A 19,713-nucleotide genomic window follows, 5' to 3' on the forward strand; every position below is an offset into this window, starting at 1 on the left:
AGCGCAATGCATGTCGTTGCGCGGGCCGGCAGACGGCCTTCAGTCCGCGCTTATTTCCACAGCGCGCAGCGCGTTTCCGTCTTGGTGGTGAACGCCTGCTCGCCGGGGATCGTCGCGGTGATCTTGTAGTAGTCCCACGGTTCTTTGGATTCCGCCGGCGTCTTCACCTGCATCAGGTACATGTCGTGGATCATGCTGCCGTCCTGACGGATGTAGCCCTTCGCAAAGAAGTCGTCGACCTTCGTCTTCTTCAGTTGCGCCATCACCTTGTCGGAATCGGTCGAGCCGACTGCCTGCACTGCCTTCAGGTAGGTCATGGTCGCCGAGTAGTCGGCGGCCTGCAGGCTCGACGGCATCTTGCGCATCTTGTCGAAGTAACGCTGCGACCACTTGCGCGTGTTGGCGTCCCTGTTCCAGTACCAGCTGTCGGTCAGCACGAGGCCTTGCGTTGTTTCCAGACCCAGGCTGTGGATATCGTTGATGAACACCAGCAATGCGGCGAGCTTCATCGACTTCGTGATGCCGAATTCCTTCGCCGCCTTGATCGCGTTGATCGTGTCGCCGCCGGCGTTGGCAAGGCCCAGAATCTGCGCCTTCGATGCCTGCGCCTGCAACAGGAACGACGAGAAGTCCGACGCCGACAGCGGATGACGCACCTCGCCCAGCACCTGGCCGCCGCTCGCTTTCACCACATCGGCGGTATTCTTTTCGAGCGCCTTGCCGAACGCGTAGTCGGCGGTCAGGAAGTACCACGTCTTGCCGCCCTGCTTCGTCACCGCCGAGCCCGTGCCCTTGGCGAGCGCCGTCGTGTCGTACGCATAGTGGATCGTGTACGGCGTGCATTGCTCGTTGGTCAGGGTGTCGGCGCCCGCGCCGATGCTGATGTAAACCTTCTTCTTTTCAGCGGCAACCGTGTTCATCGACAAGGCGGTTGCCGAGTTCGTGCCGCCGATCAGCAGGTCGACGCCGTCGCGATCGAACCACTCACGCGCGCGCGATGCCGCAATGTCCGCCTTGTTCTGGTGATCGGCATAGACCACCGTGACCGGCTTGCCGTTGACCTTGCCGCCGAAGTCCGCGACCGCCATGCGGATCGCTTCGAGGCCGCCCTGGCCGTCGATATCCCCGTACAGACCCGACATGTCGGTGATGAAGCCGATCTTCACGGCATCGTCAGCGGCCTGCGCGCTGCCCATCGACAAAGCGGCGCCGGCGGCAACCGCGAAACAAAGTGTGCCTAGGCGCGCGATTGGGTTCTTCTTCATTCCTGTCTCCTGGTTTCCTGGCTTGTGGTTATCAGAGGCAATCGGACGCTTTTTTATACGCCCAGTAGATCGTGCAGTATCGGCATCTTGCTTTCGAGTTCGCTGGCCTCGAAGTGTTCGACGATGCCGCCATGCTCCATCACGTAGAAACGATCGGCGAGCGGCGCGGCAAAGCGGAAATTCTGTTCGACCATCACGACCGTGTAGCCGCGCCCCTTGAGCGTGACGATCATGCGCGCGAGTGCTTGCACGATGACGGGCGCAAGGCCTTCCGAGATTTCGTCGAGCAAAAGGAGGCTCGCGCCGGTGCGCAGAATGCGTGCGACCGCCAGCATCTGCTGCTCGCCGCCCGACAGACGCGTGCCCTGGCTCATGCGGCGTTCGTACAGGTTCGGAAACATCGAATAGATTTCTTCGAGCGACATCATGTGCGCCTTGTCGCCGACGGGCGGCGGCAGCAGCAGGTTTTCCTCACACGACAGGCTCGAAAAAATCCCGCGCTCTTCCGGGCAATAACCGATGCCGCAATGCGCAATGCGATGCGTGGGCAGATGGATGGTTTCGCGCCCGCCGATGCGGATGGAGCCGGTGCGGCGGCCAGTGAGCCCCATGATCGCGCGCAGCGTCGTAGTGCGGCCCGCGCCGTTGCGGCCGAGCAGCGTGACGACTTCCCCGCGGTTCACCGTCAGGTCGACGCCGTGCAGGATGTGGGATTCCCCGTACCACGCTTGCAGACCCGCAATTTCCAGCGCAGGCGCGCCGCCGGCTGTGTCGCTCACTTCGAGGCTTTCGCGCTCGGCAATCGTATTCATGCGTGGGCTCCGGCGAGCGCCGCGTCGGCGCTGCCCATGTAGGCTTGCATCACGAGCGGATTCTTCGAGACTTCGGCGTAGCTGCCTTCGGCGAGCACTTCACCACGTTGCAGCACGGTGATCGTGTCGGAAATGCCGGCGATCACGTTCATGTTGTGCTCGACCATCAGAATGGTGCGGCCGCTCGATACTTTTTTGATCAACGCCGTGACGCGATCGACGTCTTCATGGCCCATGCCTTGCGTAGGCTCGTCGAGCAGCATCAATTCCGGTTCCATCGCGAGCGTAGTGGCGATCTCCAGCGCCCGCTTGCGGCCATAGGACAGTTCTACTGTCAGCACGTCGGCGAAATCGGTCAATCCGACCTGCGTGAGCAGGTCCATGGCGCGGTCGTCGAGTTGGCGCAGCGTACGCTCGCTTTTCCAGAAATGAAATGCGGTGCCGAGCACGCGTTGCAGACCGATACGCACGTTCTGCAATGCTGTCAGATGTGGAAATACGGCGGAAATCTGGAACGACCGGATGATGCCGCGCCGCGCGATCTGCGCCGGCCGTTCGTTGGTGATATCGATGCCGTTAAAGACGATCTGACCCGCCGTCGGTTCGAGGAATTTGGTGAGCAGATTGAAGCAGGTGGTCTTGCCCGCTCCATTGGGGCCGATCAGCGCATGGATCGAGCCACGGCGCACGCGCAGATTCACCCCGTTCACGGCAATGAAGCCTTTGAACTCGCGGGTGAGGCCGCGCGTTTCGAGAATCGTATCGCCGAGAATCATGTTCCCTTCCATACGGAGTAAGGCGAAGCACTACGATCTTCCGCGCGAACCGCTGCGCGACGTTTGATGACGGCGGCAACCCCGTGCCGCTCGTTGGCGTGCTGCACCAATCCGGACGGTAATCCATGGCGCTACACGCAGCATGGGTGCCATTGTCGCGCCAATGATGCAGCGCATTCATTGGGATTTGCACTTAGTGGGCGGCGCCCGTTTTATGCACGCGCGAGGGGCCGCGGAGGCCCGCAGCGGCTTCGCGGCGCCTCGCCGCCATGCTCGCTGTCGCCCCTGGTTGTCTTGCGGGTTCTTTTATTGGGCTCTTATTGATTGTCACACCGCGGACATCGAAGGCGAAGCGTTCGTTTGCGATACAGCATTGCCGGCCACGCGGCTGCGACGATCCTCGCGGATCATGTCGCTGGCGCGCTCGGCGATCATCAGGGTCGGCGAGTTGGTGTTGCCCGACGTGATAGCGGGCATGACTGATGCATCGACAACGCGCAGACCGTCAACACCGATTACTCGTAACCGGTTATCGACCACGGCGTCCGGATCGTCGCTCAAACCCATGCGGCAGGTACCGACCGGATGAAAGATAGTCGTCCCGACCGCGCCCGCGGCCTGCTGAAGCTCCTCTTCGGTCTGAAACTGGACCCCGGGCAAGATCTCTTGCGGCCGATAGCGCGCGAGAGCAGGCGCCGCGGCGATGCGGCGCGTGAGACGCAGCGCGTTGGCGGCGACGTGCCGGTCGTAATCGGTCGACAAATAATTCGGCGCGATCAACGGCGGCGCCGAAGGATCGGCCGACTCGATGTGAATGCTGCCGCGCGAAGTCGGTCGCAACTGGCACACCGACGCGGTGAACGCGTTGAAGCGATGCAGCGGTTCGCCGAAGCGATCGAGCGAAAGCGGCTGCACGTGGTATTCGAGGTCGGGGCGCGTGAGCGAGCGATCGTCCGGATCGGATTTGGCGAACGCGCCGAGTTGCGACGGCGACATCGACATGGGACCGCTTTGAAAGAGTGCGTACTGCATTCCGATCATGAGCTTGCCCCACCAATGCGCGGACGCGGTGTTGAGCGTACGCACGCCGTCGACCTTGTAGGCCATGCGCAACTGCAAATGGTCCTGCAGATTTTCGCCGACACCACGCAGATCCTTGACGACGTCGATGCCCAGATTCTGCAGACGTGCGCCGTTTCCGATGCCGGACAATTCCAGCAATTGCGGCGAGTTGACTGCGCCTGAGCTGAGGATCACCTCACAGCGGGCCTTGGCCAGATAGTCCGTGTTATCGCCGCGATATTCGACGCCGGTGCAGCGGCGTCCTTCGAACACGACGCGTTGCGTGTGTGCACCGGTGATGATGGTGAGATTCGGACGCTTGAGCGCCGGACGCAGGAATGCTTTCGATGCGTTCCAACGGATGCCGCGTTTCTGATTGACGTCGAAGTAGCCGACGCCGGTGTTGTCGCCGCGGTTGAAGTCATCGGTGGCGGGGATGCCGGTTTGCTGCGCGGCTTTCGAGAACTCTTCGAGAATTTTCCATTTGAGGCGTTGTTTTTCGACGCGCCATGGGCCGCCTGTTCCATGCGATTCGGACGCGCCGGCGTAGTGGTCTTCGCTGCGTTTGAAGATGGGGAGCACCGAGGTCCAGGACCAGGAGGCGTCGTTGGTGACCCGAGCCCATTCATCGTAGTCCTCACGCTGACCGCGCATGTAGATCATGCCGTTTATCGATGAGCTGCCGCCTAATACCCTGCCTCTCGGATATGACAGGGAGCGGCCGTTCAGGCCAGGTTCCGGTTGGGTTTTGTAGAGCCAGTCTGTGCGAGGGTTGCCTATGCAGTAGAGGTAGCCTACCGGCACGTGGATCCAGTGGTAGTCGTCTTTGCCGCCGGCTTCCAATAGGAGAACCTGTATTTCCGGGTCCTCGGTCAGGCGGTTGGCTAACACGCAACCTGCCGTGCCGGCGCCGACTATGATGTAGTCGAATTCGCCTTCCACGCGACGGGTGGTTTTTGTTGTGGTCATCATTTTGTCTCCTAAGCTTTTTTGCCGCCCGGCGGCCTGGCTGCCTGGTTGTCTCTGTGCCTATGGCGTTGGCCTTTCCTTTCTTTTTGGTTCATCGGCGTTACCTCTTGCGGGCGACACTCATGAACCAACAACAAAGCAAGTAAAGGTCAACGCCATAGGCGAACACACCATAGCGCCGCGGAGGCAAAAAATTACTTGGCTACAGGCATAGTGAACTCGGCCCCCTTCCCGATACTATCGGGCCACCTCTGCATGATGCTCTTATACCTCGTATAAAACCGAACCCCCTCTTCCCCATAGGCATGGTGATCACCAAAGAGAGACCTCTTCCATCCACCAAAAGAATGCCAGGCCATCGGCACGGGAATAGGCACATTAATCCCGACCATACCGATCTGGATCTGCCGCGAAAACGCCCGGGCAACACCGCCATCGGAGGTAAACAACGCAACCCCATTAGCGAACTCATTCGCGTTAATGAGTTCCACCGCGGAAGCAAAGTCGGGCACCCGCACCACGCACAACACGGGTCCGAATATCTCTTCGCGGTAGATCTTCATGTCCGTGGAAACATCGTCGAACAAGGTGCCGCCGAGAAAGAAACCCTTCTCATGACCGGCTACCTGATGCCCACGTCCATCGACCACCAGCTTCGCGCCAGCAGCCACCCCGGCCTCGATATATCCAGTCACCTTCTCCCGATGCGCCGCCGTCACCAACGGCCCCATCTCGGCTTCCGATTCCATGCCGTTGAGAATCTTCAGGCTCTTCACCCGCGGCGTCAGGCGCTCGATCAACTCATCGGCGATATGCCCGACCGCAACGGCCACCGAAATCGCCATGCAGCGCTCGCCAGCGGAACCATACGCAGCGCCGATCAACGCATCGACGGCCTGGTCGAGATCCGCATCCGGCATCACCACCAGATGATTCTTCGCACCGCCCAAAGCCTGTACGCGCTTGCCGCGTTTCGTGCCTTCGGTGTAGATGTACTCGGCAATCGGCGTCGAGCCGACAAACGACAACGCGCTCACGTCCGGGTGCGCAAGCAGCGCATCGACCGCAACCTTGTCGCCATGCACGACGTTGAACACGCCATCCGGCAAACCGGCTTCTCTTAACAACTCAGCCAGCCGGTTCGATGCCGACGGATCGCGCTCGGACGGCTTCAGCACGAACGTGTTGCCGCATGCGATCGCCACCGGGAACATCCAGCACGGCACCATCATCGGGAAATTGAACGGCGTAATGCCGGCGACGACACCCAGCGGCTGGCGCAGATTCCAGTTGTCGATGCCGCCGCCAATCTGGTCGGTAAAGTCGGTCTTCAGCAGATTCGGAATACCGCACGCGAACTCGACGATTTCGATGCCGCGCATCACTTCGCCCTTCGCGTCCGAAAACACCTTGCCGTGCTCGCGCGTAATCAGTTCGGCGAGTTCGTCGTGATGACGATCGAGCAATTCCTTGAATTTGAATAACACGCGCGCCCGCTTGATGGGCGCCGTTTCGCTCCAGCCGGGAAAGGCAGCCTTGGCGGCGGCGACGGCGGCATCCACTTCGGCGACGCTCGCCAGCGGTATGCGCGCGCTCACATTGCCAACCGCCGGATTGAAGACGTCGCCGAAACGCCCGCTCGTGCCCTCGATCGTCTTGCCGTTGATGAAATGAGTCAGCGCGCGTGCACTCGCCTCGCTCCGAAGCGTCTCGTCCTGATATGTCTCGCTCATTTTTTCCCTCGTCCAGTGAAGTCGTTCGCCTGCCGCAAACAGTGCGATGAGCCAAAGATTACGGCGCTTCGAGGCCACAAATCCAATGAGTAATGCTCAACTGCGCTATAAGCCGCGCTAATATCAGGATATGGATCTGATTCTGCTCCGGGCATTCGTCACCGTCGCGCGCGAGGGGAACCTCACGCGTGCTGCGGTGCAGCTTCATTTGACCCAACCGGCCGTCAGCCTGCAAATCAAGCACTTGCAGGAGACCCTCGGCGTGACGCTGTTCACACGCTCCTCGCACGGACTCTCGCTGACACGCGACGGCCAGGCGCTGCTGCCGCACGCCGAACGCGCGCTCGGTGCAGCCAGCGATGTGCAGCGCGCCGCGGCGTCGCTGCGTCAAGAAGTGCGCGGACGATTGCGGATCGGCACGATTCTCGATCCGGCCTTTCTGCGCCTGGGCGGTTTTCTCAAGCAGCTGGTGGAAACCTGGCCGCACATCGAAACGGCCTTGCGCCACGGCATGTCGGGTTGGGTGCTGGAGCAGGTTCGCGCGGGCGAGCTGGACGTCGGCTACTACATCGGTCAGCCCTCCGACGACGATACGCGCGATGGCGCCGCCTTCCACGCCGTCACGCTCACGCACTTCCAGTACCGCGTGCTGGCGCCGGCCGGCTGGAAAGATCGCGTGAAAGGCGCGCGCGACTGGCGCTCGCTCGCCGCGCTGCCGTGGATCTGGACGCCGCCGGCCTCCGCGCACAATAGATTGTTGTCGCGGCTCTTCGCCGAAGCAGGCGTAAAACCGGTTAAGGTGGCGGAAGTGGATCAGGAGCCGTCGATGCTCGATCTGGTCAAATCAGGCGTCGGTCTCACGCTCGCGCGGGACGCCACCGCGATCGCCGAAGCTCATGCGCACGCGTTGACGATCGTCGAGGGCGTCACCGTGCCGACCCAGCTCAGCTTCATCACGCTCGCCGCACGCAAAGACGAGCCGGCGATAGCGGCCGCGTTGAAGCTGATCGAGCGGCAATGGGCAACGTAGAAGCAGCGTGAGCGCGATATGAGCCGCTCTCATGACAGCCTCGCACCGCGCGGACAATAGCCCCCTGAGTCGCCCCCCGAGCAGGCGCCTTCAGCTGAAACCACACCGTCACGCGCTTTTTGTTAGATTGAGGGTTTGCGCCCACGCGCCGGCCTCGCAGCGTTTTCCGTTCCGTTTGACTTCGTCCTTCCCGGCGGCTTCACCCCGGCGACACTGGAAGCCGCCGATCACTCCATCCTTCGACAGGAGCCTGACATGGCACGCAACATTGAAATCAAAGCCCGCGCCCAGCATTTCGAGCAACTGCGCGAACGCGCCGCGCAGCTTGCGCCGGAGGCGCCGCTGATCTTCCGCCAGCAGGACTTCTTCTACGATGTGCCGCGCGGCCGTCTGAAGCTGCGCCAATTCGACGACGGTACGCCGGCCGAACTGATCTTCTATCAGCGCGACGACCGCGACGGCCCGAAGGCGTCGTACTACACGCGCAGCCCCGTGACCAATGCCGAAGCGATGCACGCATTGCTCGCCACCGCGTTGACCACGCGCGGCATCGTCACGAAGGAACGCCACGTGTATCTGACCGGACGTACGCGGATTCATCTGGACCGCGTGGACGGCCTCGGCGACTTCGTCGAACTCGAAGTCGTGCTCGCCCAGGATGACGACGAAGAAGGCGGCCACGCCGAAGCGCATGCGATGTTCGCGAGCCTCGGCGTGCCGGAATCGGATCTGGTGGCGGTAGCCTACGTCGATTTGCTCAACGCGGGCGGCGAGCCGAAACAGGCGGCATAAATCTTCACCGCCGCCGGCCGCAGTGAAATCCGCAGTGAAATCCGCAGTCAAACCCGCAGTGAAACCCGCCGATCACGCGGCGCTCGCGCCCGGCGATAGATGACCCAGCGGCAGGGGTCCGTTGCGCTTGAAGGTGGTCAGCACGATATTCGAGCGCACGCTATCGACGCCCGGTACACGCATCAGCTTCTTCATCACGAATGTGGACAGCGCATTGAGATCCGGCGCGACAATGCGCAGCAGATAATCGGCGTCGCCGACCACCGCATGACATTCGAGCACTTCGGGCAGCACGTCGATCTGCTGCTGGAATTGCTCGATGATCGAATCGCCGTGATGCTTCAACTTCAGACTCGTAAAAGCCGTCACGCCGAGCCCGAGCTTCTCCGGTCGCAGCACGACGCGATATCCATCCACCACGCCCACCTGCTCCAGCCGCTGCAAGCGCCGCCCGATCTGTGACGGCGACAGCGGCACCTGCTCGGCCAGTTGCTGATGCGTGGCGCGCCCAAAGCGCTGCAGTACATTCAGCAGCGCGAGATCGAAGTGATCCAGTTCCAACATGATCGGTATCCGCATTAAATCGTGATTACATGCACGATTATTGCATATAAAGCCAGATAAACGCCATCATTGCGCCCTTTCCGCGCACGCTCCGCTCTACACTTGCATCATCGATTCAACCTCGCAGTCACGTAGAGCGCAGCATCATGTCCACAGCGAACACCGCCAAACTGAAAGAACAATTCGACGCCGGCCTCGAAACCCACGCCGATTTCACCATCGACCAGCCGGCCGATCGTTACGGCGCGGTCGATCACGCGGTGTGGCAACAGCTTTACGCGCGCCAGACCGCGCTGCTCAAAGGCCGGGTGTGCGACGAGTTTCTGGCGGGCGTCGAGCGCATCGGTATGCCGGCCGACCGCGTGCCCTCGTTCGACGAAATCAACGCGAAGCTCACACCCGCGACCGGCTGGCAAATCGTCGCCGTGCCCGGGCTCGTGCCAGATCAGGTGTTCTTCCAGCACCTCGCCAACCGCCGATTTCCCGTGACATGGTGGATGCGCCGCCCGGACCAGCTCGATTACCTGCAAGAGCCGGACTGCTTCCACGATCTGTTCGGCCACGTGCCGCTGCTGACCAATCCGGTGTTCGCCGATTACATGCACGCCTACGGCCGCGCCGCGCTCGCCGCCCATGACGCCGGCGCGTTGCCGCTGCTCGCCCGGCTCTACTGGTACACGGTCGAATTCGGCCTGCTCCGCGACGCGGCGAGTCCAAACGGCGTGAAGATCTATGGCGCGGGCATCGTGTCGAGCAAGGGCGAAACGCTCTACAGCCAGCGTAGCGCGGCGCCGAACCGGCTCGGCTTCGACCTCGAACGTGTGATGCGCACCCGTTACCGCATCGATACGTTCCAGAAGACCTATTTCGTGATCGACGACTTCGCGCAATTGTTCGGTGTCGCGCAAACCGATTTCGCCCCACTACTGGCAAGGCTGGCTGCCGAACCGGCGTTCGCGGCAGGCGACGTGTTCGAGCGTGATCAGGTCATCACGCGCGGCTCGCAGGAAGGCTGGCAAGCCGACGGCGATATCTGACGGCGCAAGCTGAACCGGCTGACTGCGGGCTTGCCGCATCCGTGAAAAAATAACGGATGCGCGCGTCCACCGGCGCGCCTGTCCAGATCAACGAGGTAGCACCATGATTCACAAACTGACTTCCGAAGAGCGCGCGACCCTGGTCGCGCAATTGCATGGCTGGCAGGCCGTAGCAGGCCGCGACGCGATCCAGCGCCAGTTCAGGTTCGCCGACTTCAACGAAGCGTTCGGCTTCATGACGCGCGTAGCGATCAAGGCGCAGGAAATGGATCACCACCCGGAATGGTTCAACGTCTACAACAAGGTGGAGATCACGCTGTCCACGCACGATGCAAACGGCTTGACCGAACGCGACATCAAACTGGCCCGATTTATCGACAGCATTTCTGTCTGATACGAGCGCTCACGCGCAGTCACGCATTGCGCATAAAAGCCTTCAGCAGCAATGAAAGGGCTTTGCAGGCAATGTGGCCCCAAAACCTTCAGTTCTACAGGCCATTCTTAAGGCGCACGTAAGAATCCCACGCCTGCCTCGCAATCCCGTCCAAACGATCCGGCGATAGCGCGTGCTGACGCTGTACAATCATCAGCGCGTACGGCTTGGAGAGCGCGCTTGCCTCCTTGCACAAAACGAGTTCGTCGCCGCTCGAAGGTGAGCGGGCGCGCCAGAAGTTGATCGCGGCTTCCAGTTCGTGAATCGTTATCTCGGACATGACTTTCGTGATCACTCTACGGCCGCTTTATGGCCGCTTAATGGCTGCTTGATGGCCGTTTCATGCCGGTCCGGCACGGTCACGCCGCACGCCGCTGTGTAGCAGGCGCCCCGGCGAACCGCTTGCCCAAACGCCTAACCCATTGTACTTGAGCGAAATCCATGCGACTCCTTCTGATCGAAGATGACCGCCCCATCGCACGCGGCATCCAAAGCAGTCTCGAACAAGCCGGCTTCACGGTCGACATGGTCCATGACGGCATTTTTGCCGAACAGGCCCTCACACAAAACCGCCACGAGCTCGTGATCCTCGATCTGGGTCTGCCCGGCATCGACGGCATGACGCTGCTGTCGCGCTTCCGTCAGAGCAATCGCCACACGCCGGTGATCATCCTGACCGCGCGCGACGAGTTGAACGACCGCGTGCAAGGCCTGAATTCCGGCGCGGACGACTACATGCTGAAGCCGTTCGAACCCGCCGAACTCGAAGCGCGCATCCGCGCGGTGATGCGCCGCAGCGGTCCGCACGGCGACATGCCGCGTCCGGAAGTGTCGCTGGGCGGTGTGCGCCTGTCGGGCGTCGATCGTCGCATCTTCAACGACGACAAGCCGCTCGAGCTGTCGCCGCGCGAATTCGCGGTGCTCGAAATGCTGCTGCTGCGCCACGGCCGCGTGGTCAGCAAAGCCCAGCTGCAAGACCATCTGACGCACTTCGGCGGCGATCTCGGCGATACCGCGATCGAAGTCTACGTGCACCGGGTGCGCAAGAAGCTCGAGAACTGCCGTGTCGAAATCGTCACGGTGCGCGGCTTTGGTTACCTGTTGCAGGAAATCCGCCAGGCCGCATAATCGTCGTGAAGGCCGCCCACTTCGTTGCGGCCTGACGGCGCCGGGCCGGCGCCGCGCACCAGGTGCGCGACTCGCCGGCATCCGGCGGCATTTCACGGCGCTCTCGCCGTTGCCTCTTTCCCGCGCGTTCGATCATGCCCCAGCCGGCCGCCAATAGTCTGCGCCGCACGCTGCTGCGGCGCCTCGCCGCTCCCCTTTCGCTGCTCGCGCTGATGAGCGGCCTCATCGCTTACTGGCTGGCGTGGCAGTACACGCAGCATGTGGTCGACCGCTCGCTCGCCGACCTTGCCACCGCAATCTCCAAACAGATCCAGATCGCCGGCCCCGACGCGCCGATTACGGTACCGCCGCTCGCGCAGGCCATGTTCTCGGATCCGGTCGAACACCTCGTCTATCGGATCAGCAATGGCGAAACCGAAATCGCCGGCGACCACAACCTTCCGCTGCAAGGCACCAGCGTGCGGCGCATGCATTACGCGTACGTATTCGAAACGCAGCACGAAGGCGTCACGGTGCGGGTGGCCCAGGTGCGTGTCGATCAGCCGACCGGCAATCCGATCATCGTCGAAGTCGGTCAACCGGTGCATCATCGTTTTCGCATCGCCGCCGAGTTTCTGGTCGCGATCATGATGCCGCTGATGTTGCTGCTGCTCGCCGGCTGGGTGATCGTGTGGCGCGTCGTCAATCAACAGCTCAATCCGCTGACCGATCTCGCGGATTCGTTGAACCGGCAAACGCACACGTCGCTCGAACCCGTCGACGAGACTTTTGTGCCGGTCGAAATCCGCCCGCTTACCGGCGCGGTGAACGCGCTGCTCGGTCGTCTGAACACCGCACTCGACGGCCAGCGCAAATTTATCGCCGACGCCGCGCATCAACTGCGCACGCCGCTTACCGCCGTCAAGCTGCATGCGGAACAGGCAGCGGTGGCACGCGACCCGCAGCAGACGCTCGCCGCGGTGCGCGAACTGCGTGCGGCGGCCGACCGCGCGGTGCGGCTGTCGAACCAGTTGCTGTCGCTCGCGCGCGCCGAGCCGAGCGAACAGGCGGCCCGCTTCGTCACCGTGGATATGGCCGCGCTCGCGTTCGACACCGGCGCGGAATGGGTGCCGCGCGCGTTGGCATCCCACGTCGACCTGGGCTTTCAACGTCTCGACGACCCGGCCAACGACCATCCGCTGATGGCGCGCGGCAATCCGGTGTTGCTGCATGAAGTGATCGCCAATCTGCTGGATAACGCGCTGAAATACGTGCCGCCATCGCGTTTCGACGGTGGCCGCGTTACCGTGACGGTTTCGCAAACGGTGATCGACGAACTGCGCATGGCCGAGATCGTTGTCGAAGACAACGGCCCAGGTGTGCCGCTCACGCAGCAAGCCGATCTGTTCAAACGGTTCTTCCGCGGCGACGGCCAGAGCGACAACGGCGTGGACGGCGGCGCCGGTCTCGGCCTTGCGATCGTCCACGACATCATGGTGCTGCATCACGGCAGCGTGCATTACGAAGACGCGCCGGACGGCGGTGCTCGCTTTATCGTGCGCATTCCCCTCGTGCCGGCCAACGTTCAACAGGACGCCGCCCGCGAAACCGAAAAGCGTCTGCCGGCAAAAAAATCGGCGCACTCGGCGCCGATCGATATGTGACGGATGGGGATCAGCGGGTTGCCTTCGTTCACCGCAGGCAGCCCGTGTTTCATTTCTTCTTCTCTTTCTTCGCCGGCGTCTTCGCCTTTTTCACCGCCTTGGCGGACTTCCCGGATTTGGCCGCGCCCTTCTCTTTCTCCGGCGGCGCCAGCATCGTGCCGCGGCACTTGCGCGCGCCGCAACGACACTCGTATTCCTTCTTGAGCTTTTTGGTCTGACGCGCATCGATCACGAGGCCGTAGTCGTAAAAGACTTCCTCGCCCTCGGCAATATCGCGCAACGCATGCACGTACACGTGGCCGTCGATCTCCTCGGCCTCGCAGTTCGGCGCACATGAGTGATTGATCCAGCGTGCACTGTTGCCGTTCACCTTGCCGTCGATCACCTTGCCGCCGTCGAGCGCGAAATAGAACGTGTGATTCGGTTCATCCGGATTGTGCGGATGGCGACGCAACGCTTCTTTCCAAGAGATCCGCTCGCCTTTGTATTCGATCAGCCGCTCGCCGGCCTTGATCGGTTCGAGGGCAAACACGCCTTTGCCGTGCACACCCGAACGGCGCACGGCGATCCTGCGTGAACTCATTGAATGAATCCTTGTGAAGAACTGGGAGTGAAGTTCCGACTGCTGCCAGAAATGCCCGCATCTAGCGCGCTGCTTTTTCTGACGCGGATAGCAAACGCGGCGCCTTGCGAGCGCCGCGTCGACCTGCGACGCTCATGCGCCACAACCGGCATCCTACACGCTCAAGACGGCTTCCTTCAACCGTCAAAAAGACGTGCTCGCATGAGGCGCGCCGGCAGCTTCACCGTTGTCCGAATGAAATGTCGCCGAACAGCGCCTTCTGGTCACGCGGTTGCGAGCGCCAGTACTGCGGCGGCGCTTCGACCGTTGCGCCGAGCTGCGCCGCTGCGTGCCACGGCCAGCGCGGGTTGTAGAGCAGCCCGCGGGCAAGCGCGATCAGATCGGCGTCGCCCGCATCGATCAGTTGCTCGGCGTGCAGCGGATCGGTGATCAAGCCCACGCCGATGGTGGTGAGACCGGTTGCGTGTCTGACGGCTTTCGCGAACGGTATCTGATAACCCGGCTCGAGCGGAATCTTCTGCAACGGCGACACGCCTCCGGACGACACGTCGATCCAGTCGCAGCCGCGCTTTTCCAACTCATGCGCGAACACGATCGTGTCTTCCAGCGTCCAGCCGCCCTCGACCCAGTCGGTTGCGGACACGCGCACGCCAACCGGTTTGTCGGCGGGAAACGCGGCACGCACGATGTCGAAGATCTCGAGCGGAAAGCGCATGCGGTTTTCGAGCGAACCGCCGAAGTCGTCGCCGCGCTGATTGGCGATCGGCGACAGGAACTGATGCAGCAGATAGCCGTGCGCCGCATGCACTTCCAACGCATCGACGCCGAGGCGCGCGGCGCGGCGCGCGGAGGCCGCGAACGCTTCGCGGATCCGGTTCAATCCCGCTATGTCGAGCGCCAGCGGCGGCTCTTCACCCGCCTTGTGCGGCAACGACGACGGCGCATGCGGCAGCCAGCCGCCTTGCGATACCGGAATCAGCTGACCGCCTTCCCACGGCGTGTGACTCGACGCTTTGCGCCCTGCGTGCGCCAGCTGCATTGCCACCTGAATGTGCGAATGCTTGCGAATCGCAGCCAGCACCGGCACCAGGGCGGCTTCGGTGGCGTCGTCCCACAAGCCGAGATCGCCCGGCGTGATACGGCCATCCGGTTCGACCGAGGTCGCCTCGATGCACAACATGCCGGCACCGGATAAAGCAAGACTGCCGAGATGGATCATGTGCCACGCGGTCGCCTCGCCACGGTCGGCGGAATACTGGCACATCGGGGACACGACGATACGATTGGGAAGCGTCACGCTACGCAGCGTGAGCGGAGAAAAAAGCGCGCTCATGGATTACGCCCAGTGAAAGCCCGACAGCGGTCGAGCATAGCACCGCGGGTGATTTACTGCAGGCGCGCGCAACTCAAGGCTTCGACTCGACCTGATCGAGCCACTCGCTGAACATCTGGCGCGCGGCGGCTTCCAGCCCCGGACCGAACTGCGCGGTTTCGGCCCGCAATTGACGCGCGTCGATTCCGTGGCCCGCAAGCTCGCCGGCATTGCCGATCAGCCATGGCTCGAAACGATCGGCGCGAATCTCCGGATGACATTGCAGGCCCAGCACATGATCGCCCCAGGCGAACGCCTGATTTTCGCAGGCGGGCGTCGACGCGAGACGCGTGGCGTGTTCGGGCAGATCGAAAGTATCGCCGTGCCAATGCAGCATGGAGGTGTGCGCGCCGTCCAGATGACGCAGCGGCGAAGCACGGCCGGCATCGGTGAGCGTGAGCGGAGTCCAGCCGAGTTCAGTATGGCCCGCGGGATACACGCGCGCACCGAGCGCACGCGCGATCAATTGAGCGCCGAGGCAGATGCCCAGCGTCGGCAAACCGGCGGCAATGCGCTTTTCGATCATCGACAGGAGCGGCACGAGCGTCGGGTAAAGCGCGTCGTCCGTTGCGCTGATCGGGCCGCCCAGCACCACCATCAACGAAGCCGCAACCGGATTCGGCGCCTCGATACGGGCAAAGCCGACATCGAGATAACGCACCGGGCGGCCACGCTCGCCGAGCACCCGCTCAAGACTGCCCAGATCCTCGAAGTGCACGTGGCGAATGGCCAGAACTTCGCGATTCATCAGCCTGTCACCTTCAGGTTGACCAAAGACTTGCCGCCGCGCAGCGCGAACCGCTCCGGCGGGCGGCATCTGCCGCCCGCCGGAGCACGGTTTCGCAGTGTAGCGGATTGTGCCGGAAGAAGCCGCCTTACTGGGCGAAGATCTTCCAGGTCTTCTTCTGGGTGGCGACGTCGGCGGTTTCGTGCACCGAGCAATCGAGACGCAGATCCGTATCCGCCATGTTCAGATCGAGCAGCGCGCAGTGATGCGGCGTCTTCTTCGGATTCTTGCTGGGCTCGAAGTGCGTGCAGCTCAGGCACATGCGGTGCGGCGGAATGTTGCCTTGCGCTTCCAGCTGGTGGACGGTCTTGAGCAGCGTGCGATAGAACAACGCCTGCTCTTCGTCGCGCAGCGTGCCGACTGCCTTGGCCAGGAAGTCCGGCCATTGCGCTGCCCGCTTGGCGGCCGTGCGGCCACGCGCCGTCAGACGGACCGCAAGGGCGCGGCCGTCGTCGAGAGCGCGGCGCTTCTCAACCAGGCCCTTGGTTTCCAGCGTGCTCACTGCATCGCTGGTGGTCGCGGCGGTCAGGGCCGTTTCACGGGCGATTTCGCCGAGACGCATCGGACCCTTGCGCTGCATCAACAAGACCAGGATTTCGCCCTGAGTCGGCGTGAGACCCGCGCCTTCCGCCCATTCCCAAGCCTGGCTTCGCATCGCCGTGCTCAGTCGCAATAGGCTGTGGGTCACTCGCCCGGTTGCCTGTTCTCCGTATACGCCTTCGCTCATAATCTTCAATTGGTTTATTTACAGCATGCGTGCGATGCCGGCAGATTGCCTGCCGAGCTCACCCGTAGCCTGTGTGGGGTAGCCTCGCCCAACTGCAGACGAGACGGAATCTACTATCTCAAAAAATTACCGCCTTGCAAGCCAAAGCGGCGAAAACGACATTCTATGCGAGAGCGGCGAATCGTACAGCTAAGTTATCCAACACAAGCTGTGGATAACCATGGGAAAACGCCGGGGACTGCATGTGTGCCGATTCTTGATAAGCCCCCTCGCCTCACCTGCCCCTGCCGAAGTTGTCCTCGCTTACCGGCGCCGATGCACGTCTGATCAGACCGGTTATGGTTTACGCAGTGCTTTGACTTTGCAGGGAATTATTCAGTTGTCCACAGGCCAATGCAATGCTTGTTAACTACTACTACGTTTGTATACGTAAACTTTGGAAAAACCTAAGGCCCCCCGAGCTGGGAAATAAAATTTTTAAAAAAACCCGCTCGAGGCGGGTCTTCCTTACGTTTTAACGTACGCAGTGCGGCTTCCGGCTAGGCCCGCCACTGCAAACACTGTTGCCGCACGGCCTCGTGCAACGATTTTTCGTGTTCGAAAACGCCGCGCAACCATGTCGCGTCGTTGACCTGGCCGCGCGCGATTGCGCCGATCTCGGCGAGGGCGTTACCTGAGCCCAATGCCTCGGCATGCGGCGCGATCAGGTCGAGTGTTTCGAGGATGTCCTCGGAAATCGTTTTGCGTTCGCCCGTTTGCGGATTGATGCAGGTGCCGGCCAGACCGAAGCGGCACGCTTCGAAACGGTTGAACGTGTAGACGAGGTAATCGTCTTCCTTCGGCGTCAGCGGTTTGTCGAGCAGCAGATGCCGTGCGAGCGTCTGGATGTAGCAGGCGATCGCCGCGGCGCGATCCACCGACAACGGCGTATCCATCACGCGCACTTCGATCGTGCCGAAACCCGGCTTCGGCCGGATGTCCCAGTAAAAGTCTTTCATGCTGTTGACCACGCCCGTCTGGACCATCTTCGAGAAATATTCCTCGAAGCTGTCCCACGTCAGCACGAACGGTGCGCGGCCCGACAACGGAAACGCGAACACCGAATTCAGGCGTGCCGAATGAAAACCGGTATCGACGCCTTGCACGAACGGCGATGAAGCGGACAACGCGATGAAATGCGGAATGAAGCGCGACATCGAATGCAACAGGTACAGCGCGCTATTCGGATCCGGGCAGCCGATGTGCACGTGCTGGCCGAACACCGTGAACTGTTTGGCGAGGTAGCCGTACAACTCGGAGAGGTACTGAAAACGCGGCGTATCGACGATCTGCCGTTCGCTCCACTGCTGGAACGCGTGCGTGCCGCCGCCGCACAAGCCGACGTTCAGATGATCGGCCGCGGAGACCAGGGTGTCGCGAATCTTGCGCAAATCGGCGACGGCCTGTTCATGCGTCGTGCAGATACCGGTCGACAGCTCGATCATGCTTTCGGTGATTTCCGGCGTGATGTTGCCGGGGATTTTTTCGTCCTTGATGAGACGCAGCAGATCCGAGCCGGCTTTGGTCAGATCATAGTCGTGCGTATTGACGATCTGCATCTCGAGTTCGACACCGAAAGTGAACGGTTTCGAATCGATGAAGGGTTCGAGTGACATGGCGTCCCCTGAGTCTGGTCGGCCGGGCGTGTGTCAGATGCCCGGCCGTTTTGAATCGAATGAGTTTGGATAAAGCGTATTACGGTGTTTAAAATGCGGGCGTCCAGAAGCGCGGCGCCGGCTTACTCTTCGCGCCGTTCGGCCACCAGCGCGAGGCTGCGATACACGAGCCACGGCCCGAGAATCTGCAGCACGAAAATCGAACACATCACGATAGCCCGTAATTGCGGATCGAAGTTCGGATAGAGGTTATAGGTATCGTCGACGAGCAGATAGGCAAGCGCCGACATCGGCGACAGCGACAATCCGAGCGCCATCCCCTGCTTCCAGTTCAAGCCGCTCGGTTTGGCGAATGCCAATACGCCCACCAGTTTGGCGACTAGCCGCGCAACAATCAGACCCAGCGCCGCGACGCCGCCGAGCGCGATATCTTTCCATTCGAACGAAGTCAGCGTCAGCACGAACAGAATCACCGTCAACAGCCAGCCGGCCGTGCCGAAGTGTTGCGGCCACAACTGCGGACGCGCTTCAAGATTCTTCACGATGATGCCGGCGGCCAGCAGCGCAAGAATGGTCGACAGCTTGAACAGATGGGCAATCGCGATCGCCAGCAGTACGAGGCCGATTAGCGCGACGAACGAATGCTCGTCCTGCATGTTCAGGCGGCGATAAAAAAAGGTGCAGGTGCGCGCGAGCAGATAGGCCAGCACGAGCGAGCCGATCAGCAGATACAACGGCTGCAGAATGGTGGCGAATACGTTGCCGTAAACCTCCTGATGCAACCAGCTCGACACGAGTTTTTCGATCACCACCGCATACATGCTGTTCAGCGCGGTCAAGGTCAGCAAACGTTGGGTGACCTGACCTTCGGCGCGCAGTTCGGTTTTGAGCTGGATCACCATCGCGGGAGAAGTCGCCATTGCGATTGCGGCGAGTACTGTCGCCACCATCAGCGGCACGTTCAGGAACAGCAAAACCGGCAGGACGAGCGCGAAGGTGAGCGTGGCTTCGGCGATGCTCGACAGGATCAGCCAGGGATTGCGGCGAATCCAGCGCAGATCGAGCCGGCTCCCTAGTTCGAACAGCAACAGCCCGAGCGCGACATCGAGAAGCGGCCGTGCCTCGCTGGCGGAATCCGTGTCGATCACGCCGAAACCGGCTGCACCGGCCACGAGACCGATGACCGCATAGCCGGAAATACGCGGCAGACGCCATGCCCGATAGCAGAGTTCACCGCATAGACCCGCGGCGAGCAAAGCAAGGCCAGCCCAAAAAATGGCGTCGGGCGTGAGTGGCCAGGCTGGAAAAAACGAAAACGCCGACTTCATCGTGGTGGGTTCTCCTT

General features: G+C 61.8%; 19 protein-coding genes. 6 read left to right on the top strand and 13 right to left on the bottom strand.

The genetic code is table 11. The features are described from left to right. Window positions 1-50: 50 nt before the first annotated feature. The 5 genes from AC07WT_RS20850 to AC07WT_RS20870 all read right to left on the bottom strand — a co-directional run bounded on the left by AC07WT_RS20850 (window position 51) and on the right by AC07WT_RS20870 (window position 6,617). On the bottom strand, window positions 51-1,265 hold the full coding sequence (locus tag AC07WT_RS20850) for an ABC transporter substrate-binding protein (protein ID WP_494948310.1): 1,215 nt from the start codon (window positions 1,263-1,265) through the stop codon (window positions 51-53). A gap of 53 nt (window positions 1,266-1,318) precedes the next feature. Further along, complete coding sequence (locus AC07WT_RS20855; RefSeq protein ID WP_494948311.1) at window positions 1,319-2,077, bottom strand: ABC transporter ATP-binding protein; 759 nt, start codon at window positions 2,075-2,077, stop codon at window positions 1,319-1,321. Beyond that, window positions 2,074-2,853 carry an ABC transporter ATP-binding protein gene (locus AC07WT_RS20860; protein ID WP_097390772.1) on the bottom strand — a complete coding sequence of 260 codons (780 nt, stop codon included), beginning with the start codon at window positions 2,851-2,853 and terminating at the stop codon, window positions 2,074-2,076. Before AC07WT_RS20860 ends, AC07WT_RS20855 begins: the two co-directional genes overlap by 4 nt. Before the next feature lie 327 nt (window positions 2,854-3,180). Further along, window positions 3,181-4,887, bottom strand: a complete 1,707-nt coding sequence (locus AC07WT_RS20865; protein ID WP_494948312.1) for a GMC family oxidoreductase — start codon at window positions 4,885-4,887, stop codon at window positions 3,181-3,183. Between the two features lie 191 nt (window positions 4,888-5,078). Then, entirely contained in the window at window positions 5,079-6,617 is a 1,539-nt protein-coding gene (locus AC07WT_RS20870) for a CoA-acylating methylmalonate-semialdehyde dehydrogenase (RefSeq protein ID WP_494948313.1), read from the bottom strand. A gap of 130 nt (window positions 6,618-6,747) precedes the next feature. On the opposite strand from AC07WT_RS20870, the gene AC07WT_RS20875 reads away from it, so the two are divergent. Beyond that, window positions 6,748-7,647, top strand: coding sequence for a LysR family transcriptional regulator (locus tag AC07WT_RS20875; protein WP_494948314.1), 900 nt, complete (start codon window positions 6,748-6,750; stop codon window positions 7,645-7,647). 255 nt (window positions 7,648-7,902) lie between these two features. Continuing rightward, window positions 7,903-8,439, top strand: a complete 537-nt coding sequence (locus AC07WT_RS20880; RefSeq protein ID WP_492590776.1) for a class IV adenylate cyclase — start codon at window positions 7,903-7,905, stop codon at window positions 8,437-8,439. A 72-nt stretch (window positions 8,440-8,511) separates the two neighbouring features. On the opposite strand, the gene AC07WT_RS20885 is transcribed toward AC07WT_RS20880, so the two are convergent. Next, window positions 8,512-9,003, bottom strand: a complete 492-nt coding sequence (locus AC07WT_RS20885; protein ID WP_492590775.1) for an Lrp/AsnC family transcriptional regulator — start codon at window positions 9,001-9,003, stop codon at window positions 8,512-8,514. A 146-nt stretch (window positions 9,004-9,149) separates the two neighbouring features. On the opposite strand from AC07WT_RS20885, the gene phhA reads away from it, so the two are divergent. Beyond that, a complete protein-coding gene (phhA, locus tag AC07WT_RS20890; protein ID WP_494948315.1) occupies window positions 9,150-10,040 on the top strand; it encodes a phenylalanine 4-monooxygenase in 891 nt (296 codons plus the stop codon). A 49-nt stretch (window positions 10,041-10,089) separates the two neighbouring features. After that, complete coding sequence (locus tag AC07WT_RS20895; protein WP_494948455.1) at window positions 10,090-10,434, top strand: 4a-hydroxytetrahydrobiopterin dehydratase; 345 nt, start codon at window positions 10,090-10,092, stop codon at window positions 10,432-10,434. A gap of 94 nt (window positions 10,435-10,528) precedes the next feature. Here AC07WT_RS20895 and AC07WT_RS20900 read toward each other — a convergent pair whose 3' ends face one another. Continuing rightward, window positions 10,529-10,753, bottom strand: coding sequence for a DUF3717 domain-containing protein (locus AC07WT_RS20900; protein ID WP_115101765.1), 225 nt, complete (start codon window positions 10,751-10,753; stop codon window positions 10,529-10,531). A gap of 161 nt (window positions 10,754-10,914) precedes the next feature. On the opposite strand from AC07WT_RS20900, the gene AC07WT_RS20905 reads away from it, so the two are divergent. Together AC07WT_RS20905 and AC07WT_RS20910 are read left to right on the top strand one after the other, a co-directional pair. Continuing rightward, the gene (locus tag AC07WT_RS20905; RefSeq protein ID WP_013090980.1) at window positions 10,915-11,601 is read left to right on the top strand and encodes a response regulator; all 687 of its coding nucleotides are present in this window, start codon (window positions 10,915-10,917) and stop codon (window positions 11,599-11,601) included. A gap of 134 nt (window positions 11,602-11,735) precedes the next feature. Next, the gene (locus AC07WT_RS20910; RefSeq protein ID WP_494948316.1) at window positions 11,736-13,244 is read left to right on the top strand and encodes an ATP-binding protein; all 1,509 of its coding nucleotides are present in this window, start codon (window positions 11,736-11,738) and stop codon (window positions 13,242-13,244) included. A 49-nt stretch (window positions 13,245-13,293) separates the two neighbouring features. Here the strand turns inward: AC07WT_RS20910 and AC07WT_RS20915 are convergent, their stop codons facing one another. The 6 genes from AC07WT_RS20915 to AC07WT_RS20940 all read right to left on the bottom strand — a co-directional run bounded on the left by AC07WT_RS20915 (window position 13,294) and on the right by AC07WT_RS20940 (window position 19,696). Continuing rightward, window positions 13,294-13,827, bottom strand: coding sequence for an SET domain-containing protein (locus AC07WT_RS20915; protein ID WP_494948317.1), 534 nt, complete (start codon window positions 13,825-13,827; stop codon window positions 13,294-13,296). 220 nt (window positions 13,828-14,047) lie between these two features. Beyond that, window positions 14,048-15,160, bottom strand: coding sequence for an NADH:flavin oxidoreductase/NADH oxidase (locus AC07WT_RS20920; RefSeq protein WP_494948318.1), 1,113 nt, complete (start codon window positions 15,158-15,160; stop codon window positions 14,048-14,050). A 73-nt stretch (window positions 15,161-15,233) separates the two neighbouring features. Then, window positions 15,234-15,947: a glutamine amidotransferase gene (locus AC07WT_RS20925; protein ID WP_494948319.1), complete on the bottom strand. Its 714-nt coding sequence runs from the start codon at window positions 15,945-15,947 to the stop codon at window positions 15,234-15,236. 127 nt (window positions 15,948-16,074) lie between these two features. Further along, window positions 16,075-16,713 (bottom strand): MarR family winged helix-turn-helix transcriptional regulator, encoded by a 639-nt coding sequence (locus AC07WT_RS20930; RefSeq protein WP_494948320.1) that lies wholly within the window; start codon window positions 16,711-16,713, stop codon window positions 16,075-16,077. A gap of 539 nt (window positions 16,714-17,252) precedes the next feature. Next, window positions 17,253-18,368 (bottom strand): YbdK family carboxylate-amine ligase, encoded by a 1,116-nt coding sequence (locus tag AC07WT_RS20935; RefSeq protein WP_494948321.1) that lies wholly within the window; start codon window positions 18,366-18,368, stop codon window positions 17,253-17,255. A 122-nt stretch (window positions 18,369-18,490) separates the two neighbouring features. Beyond that, window positions 18,491-19,696, bottom strand: a complete 1,206-nt coding sequence (locus AC07WT_RS20940) for a cation:proton antiporter (protein WP_492590767.1) — start codon at window positions 19,694-19,696, stop codon at window positions 18,491-18,493. Window positions 19,697-19,713: the final 17 nt, after the last annotated feature.

The sequence above is a fragment of the Paraburkholderia sp. GW821-FHT02A12 genome, from assembly GCF_059422005.1.